This window comes from Halomonas alkalisoli, from assembly GCF_021412585.1.
Classification (GTDB): domain Bacteria; phylum Pseudomonadota; class Gammaproteobacteria; order Pseudomonadales; family Halomonadaceae; genus Halomonas; species Halomonas alkalisoli.
In genome coordinates, this window is sequence record NZ_JAKCMI010000028.1 from 214,517 (window position 1) to 221,850 (window position 7,334).

General features: G+C 65.6%; 5 protein-coding genes. 3 read left to right on the forward strand and 2 right to left on the reverse strand.

From position 1 onward, the window contains the following. Window positions 1-100: 100 nt before the first annotated feature. Window positions 101-2,017, reverse strand: coding sequence for a Na+/H+ antiporter NhaC family protein (locus tag LY622_RS13530; RefSeq protein WP_234291363.1), 1,917 nt, complete (start codon window positions 2,015-2,017; stop codon window positions 101-103). Window positions 2,018-2,232: 215 nt separating this feature from the next. Beyond that, window positions 2,233-3,609: a glutamine synthetase family protein gene (locus tag LY622_RS13535; protein WP_234291364.1), complete on the reverse strand. Its 1,377-nt coding sequence runs from the start codon at window positions 3,607-3,609 to the stop codon at window positions 2,233-2,235. A 246-nt stretch (window positions 3,610-3,855) separates the two neighbouring features. Here LY622_RS13535 and LY622_RS13540 point away from each other — a divergent pair, with 246 nt between their 5' ends. The 3 genes from LY622_RS13540 to LY622_RS13550 all read left to right on the forward strand — a co-directional run. Continuing rightward, window positions 3,856-4,644: a gamma-glutamyl-gamma-aminobutyrate hydrolase family protein gene (locus LY622_RS13540; protein ID WP_234291365.1), complete on the forward strand. Its 789-nt coding sequence runs from the start codon at window positions 3,856-3,858 to the stop codon at window positions 4,642-4,644. A gap of 25 nt (window positions 4,645-4,669) precedes the next feature. After that, the gene (locus tag LY622_RS13545) at window positions 4,670-6,046 is read left to right on the forward strand and encodes an aspartate aminotransferase family protein (RefSeq protein ID WP_234291366.1); all 1,377 of its coding nucleotides are present in this window, start codon (window positions 4,670-4,672) and stop codon (window positions 6,044-6,046) included. Continuing rightward, window positions 6,043-7,334 (forward strand): aldehyde dehydrogenase family protein (locus LY622_RS13550; protein ID WP_234291367.1); only part of this gene is annotated, 1,292 nt, incomplete at its 3' end. The genes LY622_RS13545 and LY622_RS13550, both read left to right, overlap by 4 nt.

Sequence of the window (7,334 nt, forward strand, 5' to 3'; positions counted from 1 at the left end):
CCGGGGCGTCGTTGTTTTCACAGGACATTACGCAGGTAGCCTAAACGCCAAGGGGGCCGCGACTGCGGCCCCCTTGGCGTTTCTGTGAACGACGCCTTGACTAGGCGATCGCGGGCCTGGTCTTGATGACGCTATCCTCGGCGCGCTTGCCCAGCAGTCGCAGGGCCAGGGCCAGCACGATCAGGCCAACGATCAGGCCCAGCCACCAGCTGACGCCATGGCCCACCGCCACGCTACCGAACAGCAGTGCCACGATTCCCACCAGCAGGGCATAGGGCAGCTGGGTGCGCACATGCTCGATCAGGTCGCAACCGCTGGCCATGGCCGCCAGCAGGGTCGACTCGGCCAGCGGCGAGCAGTGGTCCCCCCAGACAGCGCCGGCCAGCACGCCGGCCACCGAGGCATAGAGCAGCGGCATGCCTTCGGCGGTTCCCGCCAGGCCATGGAGGTCGAGGACCGCCCAGGCCAGGGGAATGGTCAGCGGCATCATGATCCCCATCACCCCCCAGGAGGAGCCGGTGGCGAAGGCAGTAAAGGCGGCCAGGGTGAAGATGGCGGCCGGCAGCCACTGGGGCGAGAGTGCCTCGCCCAGGGCGGCGATCAGGAAGTCGCTGGTACCCAGGGTGGCATTCACGTTGGCCAGGGCCCAGGCCATCATCAGAATGGTCAGGGGCAGCAGCATCGACTTGACCCCCTCGAACCAGTAGTGAGTGGTCTCGCTCATGGTCATCAGTCGCTGGGCCATGGTCATCACTACGGCGGTGATACAGGCGGCCAGCGAGCCCCACATCATGGCGGCGAAGGCGTCGCCCTCCCCGAAGATATCCTGGATGCCGTGATCTCCCGCACCCAGCTCTGCGGAGCCGGTGGTATAGATACCGCCGATGGTAAAGGCCACCAGGACCAGCATGGGAATCACTGCATTGGTGGCGCGCAGGGGAATGCCCGGCTTGGTCTCGATCTCGGCCTCTTCCACCACCGCCTCCCGGGGCGACATCGGTGAGCGGCTAGCCTGACCGGCCAGGGCGCGGCGTTCGGCGCCCAGCATGGGGCCGAAATCGCGGCGACTCCACAGCAGCAGGAAGACGAAGGCCACCGCCAGGAAGGGGTAGAAGTTATAGGGCAGGGACTTGATAAAGACGGTGTAGGCGGGCTCGTTCCAGCCATCGATATCGCTCATGGCCTGCTGGATCAGGCCCACCTGGAAGCCGATCCAGGTGGTCACCAGCAGCACCGCCGAGACCGGCGCCGCGGTGCAGTCGACGATATAGGCCAGCTTGGCCCGGGAGATGCGCAGCTTGTCGAAGATATTGCGCATGGTGTTGCCGACGATCAGCGCATTGGCATAGTCGTCGAAGAAGATGGCCAGCCCCAGCAGGCCGGCGGTGGCCTGGGCCTGGCGTCGGTTGTGAACATAGCGGGTAATGCGCGCCGCGATGCCCTGGGTGCCGCCGTTGCGCGAGATGATGCCCACCATGCCGCCGATCAGCAGGCAGAAGAGCACCACCGCCATATGCTCGCTGTCGCTGGCGGCCTCCAGCAGGTGCACGCTGACCGTCTCGTTGAAGGCGGTGAACAGGGCCCCAGCACTCATGCCGTGGTAGATCCAGCCCCCCAGCAGGATTCCCAGGAAGAGCGCTACGATCACCTGGCGGAACACCAGGGCGATGCCGATGGCGGTGAGTGCCGGCACCAGCGACAGCCAGGCGGGAATGGTGGAGAGCTCCTGGCGCTCCAGCAGCTGGCCCTGGGCATCGAAGAGCTCCAGCACCCCGGCTCCCTCGCCGAGGGTCGCCTCGGCGAGCCACTGGCCCGCTTCGCCTTCGGTTAGCGTCAGCGGTTGGCCATCCAGGGTCAGGCGATGGTCGGCGCCGGCGTCGACCTCGATCTCGAAGCCCACGCCCTGGAGAATCAGGCTGGGCGTCGACAGGCGGTCATCGGCCAGCAGGGGGCCGGCGGCCATCAACAGCAGGAGCAGCAGGCTCGACAACCAGAGCCGTCGTTTCGGGGTTTCCATGGAGGTCGCCTCATTGTTGTATGTGGTCGTTTGGATGGACATATCCCGGTCCGCCGGCTCTTGAGATGAGCCGGAGATTCCGTGTTTTTTTGATGTTGTGTGCTGACAGAGTCGCTGAGGTGAAAAGTGAGCGAGCGATGGTCAGGGCCAGGCCCGTTCCCTACGGGCCAGCGCACTTCCCACATCCATGTGGGTCGCAAGGCAAAAATCGGCGATCAGACGTGGCGTAGATACCAGTCGTATTCGAGCTGACTGACCACCTGCATGGCCTGGGCCCGCTCGGCCCGGCGGTTGGCCACGAAGACGTGGATAAAGTCGCGGCCAAGGGCCTCGCCCAGCACCTCGTTCGCCTCCAGCAGATCCAGAGCCTGCTGCCAGCTGTTGGTGAGGCTGGGGGGAAACTGGTCGTAGGCATTTCCCGTCACCGGTGCGGGTGGTGCCAGGCGCTGCTGGATCCCGTGCTCGATGCCGGCCAGCAGGGTGGCGAGTAGCAGGTAGGGGTTGGCGTCCGCGCCGGCGACCCGGTGCTCGATCCGGCGGGCGCCGTTGGGTCCGGAGGGGATCCGAAGCGCCACCGATCGGTTGTCGTAGCCCCAGGTGGGTGCCATGGGCACGTAGAGCCCCGGCTGAAAGCGACGAAAGGAGTTGAGGTTGGGGGCGCAGATTGCCATCGAGGCCGGCATCAGCTCCAGCAGGCCGGCGGTGGCGTGGTGCAGCGTCGGCGTGCCCATCGCATCGCCCTCGGTATCGCTGAAGACATTGTTACCGGCCTCGTTCAGCAGGCTGATATGCACGTGGGTCCCGTTGCCGGCTTCCAGTCCATAGGGCTTGGCCATGAAGGTGGCCTCGAAGCCGTGGGTCAGCGCCACGCCCTTGATCAGCCGCTTGAGCAGCACGGCGCTGTCGCAGGCCCGGAGGGCATCGTCGCAGTGCACCAGGTTGATCTCGAACTGGCCCGGTGCGCACTCCTTGAGTGCGGTATCCAGCGGCAGGTCCTGGATTCGGGCCGCGGACTGGATGTCGTCGAGGAAGTCGGCGTATTCGTCGAGCTCCTGGATCGAGTAGAGCTGGCTCTGGGTGGCGCGCTCGCCGCTGCGGGGTGAGCAGGGCGGCTGTATTGCGCCTGAGGACGTGCGCGTCCGGTCCACCAGGTAGAACTCCAGCTCCAGCGCCACCACCGGGGTCAGGCCCATGGCGGTCAGGCGCTTCAATGCCTGGGTGAGAACCTGACGGGGATCGGCGAAGAAGGGCGACTCGTCGGGTTCCACCATGGTCATCAGTAGCTGGCCATGGCGGCCGCCGCGCAGCCAGGGCACTGGCATCAGGCTGTCGGGAATCGGTCGGCAGAGGCGGTCGCCGTCGCCGGTGGCCAGGCCCAGGCCGGTTTCCTCGATGGTGTTGCCGTTGATATCCAGGGCGAAGACCGAGGCGGGTAGGGCAATGCCGCTGCTGTAGGCCTTGGCCAGGTTATCCCGGGAGATGCGCTTGCCGCGGATGACGCCATTGAGGTCGCTGATCAGCAGATCGAAGCTGTCGATCTCGGGGTGGCGGTCGAGAAAGTCCTGGATGTCATCGGTGGGAGTGGAAAACATGGCGCTCACCTGTGGGGCTTATGGTCGTTGTTGATGACCTTTATCCTTTCTTGGTGGAGTCGTGTTGTCAAATCCTTTACGCTTTTGTGGTTTTAGGTTTTTTGATGATTCGATTTATTTCTTTTAAAAACAGATATTTAATTATTTATGCCTGGATTTTCCAGTGGGATGCTTGGAAAGATAAATCAACATGGGTATGTTGAGTAAACCATAACAACGCCTGAGCGATCCTGCGAGGAGCCAGCCATGACGACACGACCCCTGGTGGGGGTGATTGCCTGCCGCCGAGAGGTGGAGGGGCACGCCGCCCAGATGGTAACCGAAAAATACCTGAGTGCCCTGCGTGAGTATGGCCTGAACCCGGTGATCTTGCCGGTGTGGAGCGATCAGGAGAATGACCGCGAGGCGGCCCGTGAGCTGCTCTCCCGGGTCGATGGGCTGCTGCTGACCGGCAGCTACACCAATGTGGAGCCCCATCGCTATGGCGCCGAGCGCGCGCCCCAGAATACCCGGGACGATAGGCATCGCGACGCCGCCGCCCTGACCTGGATCCACGAGGCCCTGGCCCTGGCGCTGCCGCTATTCGGCATCTGCCGCGGTTTTCAGGAACTCAATGTGGCCTTCGGCGGCAGCCTGCATCAGGCGGTGCAGGCGGCGCCCGGCATGCTCGATCACCGCGAGCCTGGCGGCGCCAACAAGGCGGCCCAGTATTCGCCAGCGCATGATCTTGAGATCCGCGCCGACGGTGCCTTGGCGCGCCTGTTCGGTGATACCCGCTCGGGGGTCAATTCCCTGCATCAGCAGGGTGTTGACCGTCTGGGCGAGGGGCTGGTGGCCGAGGCCTGGGCCCCGGACGGCCTGATCGAGGCGGTATCGGTGGCGGATGCCGCCACCTTCGCCCTGGCGGTGCAGTGGCACCCGGAGTGGCAGCCTCGCGAGCATGCTCTCCATGACGCCCTGTTCCGCGGCTTCGCCGAGGCTTGCCGTGCTCATCAGGGCGCTGCTCACATCCCATCAATCACCCAGCTGGCCTGAGTGCCCCTTTCTGGAGACGTTACCCATGAAGACTCGTGACTATCAGGCGCTGGACCGCGCCCACCACCTGCACCCTTTTACCGACTTCAAGGCGCTGGGGGAGGAGGGAAGCCGCATCATCGAGCGTGCCGAGGGCGTCTATATCCATGACAGCGAGGGGAATTGCATCCTCGACGGTATGGCCGGCCTGTGGTGCGTCAACCTGGGCTACGGGCGCCACGAATTGGTCGAGGCCGCCACCGCGCAGCTCGAGCGACTGCCCTACTACAACAACTTCTTCAAGACCACTCACCCGCCGGCGGTGAAGCTGGCCGAGAAGCTGGTGCAGTTGGCGCCGGAGCACATCAACCACGTCTTCTTCGTCGGCTCTGGCTCCGAGGCCAACGACACCGTGCTTCGCATGGTGCGCCGCTACTGGGCGCTGAAGGGCCAGCCGCAGAAGCAGTGGATCATCGGCCGCGAGAACGGCTACCACGGCTCCACCCTGGCCGGCATGAGTCTCGGCGGCATGGACGCGATGCATGGTCAGGGCGGCCCCTGTGTGCCGAACATCGCCCATATCCGCCAGCCCTACTGGTTCGGTGAGGGGCGCGACATGAGTCCCGAGGCCTTCGGTATCGAGTGCGCCGCGGCCCTGGAGGCGAAGATTCAGGAGCTCGGCGAGGAGAACGTTGCCGCCTTTATCGCCGAGCCGGTGCAGGGCGCCGGTGGCGCCATCATGCCGCCGGAAAGCTACTGGCCGGCGGTCAAGGAGGTGCTGGCCAGGTACGATATCCTGCTGGTGGCCGACGAAGTGATCTGCGGCTTCGGGCGCCTGGGCGAGTGGTTCGGTAGCATTCACTACGACCTCAAGCCGGACCTGATGCCCATCGCCAAGGGGCTCTCTTCCGGCTACCTGCCCATCGGTGGTGTGCTGGTGGGGGATCGGGTGGCGGATACCTTGATCGAGGAGGGCGGCGAGTTCTTCCACGGCTTTACCTACTCGGGACACCCTGCCTGTGCCGCCGTGGCGCTGAAGAACCTGGAGCTGATCGAGGCCGAGGGCGTGGTGGAGCGGGTCCGCGACGACCTGGGGCCCTATCTGGCCAGGCGCTGGGGCGAACTGGCCGAGCATCCGCTGGTGGGCGATGTGCGCTCTCTTGGCCTGATGGGGGCCCTGGAGCTGGTCGACCCCGAGACCGGCGAGCGCTTCGACAAGGCGCTGGGGGTGGGCAACCTGTGCCGAGACTTCAGCTTCGCTGGCGGTCTGGTGATGCGCTCGGTGGGTGATACCATGATCATCTCGCCGCCCCTGGTGATTACCCACGATGAGATCGACGAACTAGTCACCAAGGCCCGGGCCGCCCTTGATGCCACCCTGGCCGGCCTTCGCCAACCCGCTACCGAGGAGTCCATCGCATGAGCCATTCCACGAATGAGTCCCCGAGGACCCGCGACGACTGGCAGGCCCTGGCCGCCGGGCTCGCCTTCGAGTCGCGCGCCTATATCGACGACGCCTTCGTCGCCGCCGTGAGTGGCGACACCTTCGAGTCGCGCAACCCGGCGACAAACGAGATCCTGGCCCAGGTGGCAAGCTGCGACGCCGTCGATGCCGAGCTGGCCGTGACCGCGGCCCGGGCGGCCTTCGCCGGCGGCGAGTGGTCCCGCCTGGCGCCGAGCAAGCGCAAGAAGGTGCTGCTGCGCCTGGCCGATCTGATGGAAGCCAACAAGCACGCGCTGGCGCTGCTCGATACCCTGGACATGGGCAAGCCGGTTTCGAGCTCGCTGGGCGACATGAATGGTGCCATCGCCTGTATCCGCTACCAGGCCGAGTGCATCGACAAGCTCTACGGCGAGGTGGCGCCCACCGGCGAGGACGCCCTGGCGCTGGTGCTGCGCGAGCCCATCGGCGTGGTGGCGGCCATCGTGCCGTGGAACTTCCCGCTGATGATGACCGCCTGGAAGATCGCCCCGGCGCTGGCCGCCGGCAACAGCGTGATCCTCAAGCCCTCGGAGAAGTCACCGCTCTCGGCGCTGCGCCTGGCCCAACTGGCGAAGGACGCGGGGATACCGCGTGGGGTGTTCCAGGTGCTGCCCGGCTTCGGCCATACCGTGGGCAAGGCGCTGGCGCTCTCCATGGAAGTCGACTGCCTGGCCTTCACCGGCTCCACGGCGGTGGGCAAGCAGCTGATGCAGTACGCCGGCCAGTCCAACCTCAAGCGGGTCTACCTGGAGTGCGGCGGCAAGTCGCCCAATATCGTCTTCGCCGACTGCAAGGAGCTTGACCGGGTGGCGAGCCACGCCGCCGCGGCGATCTTCCACAACCAGGGCGAGGTGTGCATCGCCGGCTCCCGGCTGCTGGTGGAGAACGCGATCCGCGAGGAGTTCGTCGAGCGCGTATTGAAAGCGGCGGAGACCATGCAGCCCGGCGATCCGCTCGACCCCGAGAGCTTCATGGGTGCCATCGTCGACGAGACCCAGCACCGGCGCATCCTCGACTACATCCGCCAGGGTGTGGAAGAGGGCGCGCGGCTGCGCACCGGTGGCCAGGCCATCGACGGCCCGGGGTTGTTCATTCCGCCCACGGTCTTCGATGGCGTCACGCCACAGATGACCATCGGCCGCGAGGAGATCTTCGGCCCGGTGCTGGCGGTGTTCGGCTTCGACAGCGAGGAGGAGGCCGTGGCGATGGCCAACGACACGCCCTACGG

Coding starts and splice junctions, on each gene's coding strand:
- LY622_RS13530 (WP_234291363.1), bottom strand. CDS start 2,017: ATGGAAACCCCGAAACGACGGCTCTGGTTGTCGAGCCTGCTGCTCCTG.
- LY622_RS13535 (WP_234291364.1), bottom strand. CDS start 3,609: ATGTTTTCCACTCCCACCGATGACATCCAGGACTTTCTCGACCGCCAC.
- LY622_RS13540 (WP_234291365.1), top strand. CDS start 3,856: ATGACGACACGACCCCTGGTGGGGGTGATTGCCTGCCGCCGAGAGGTG.
- LY622_RS13545 (WP_234291366.1), top strand. CDS start 4,670: ATGAAGACTCGTGACTATCAGGCGCTGGACCGCGCCCACCACCTGCAC.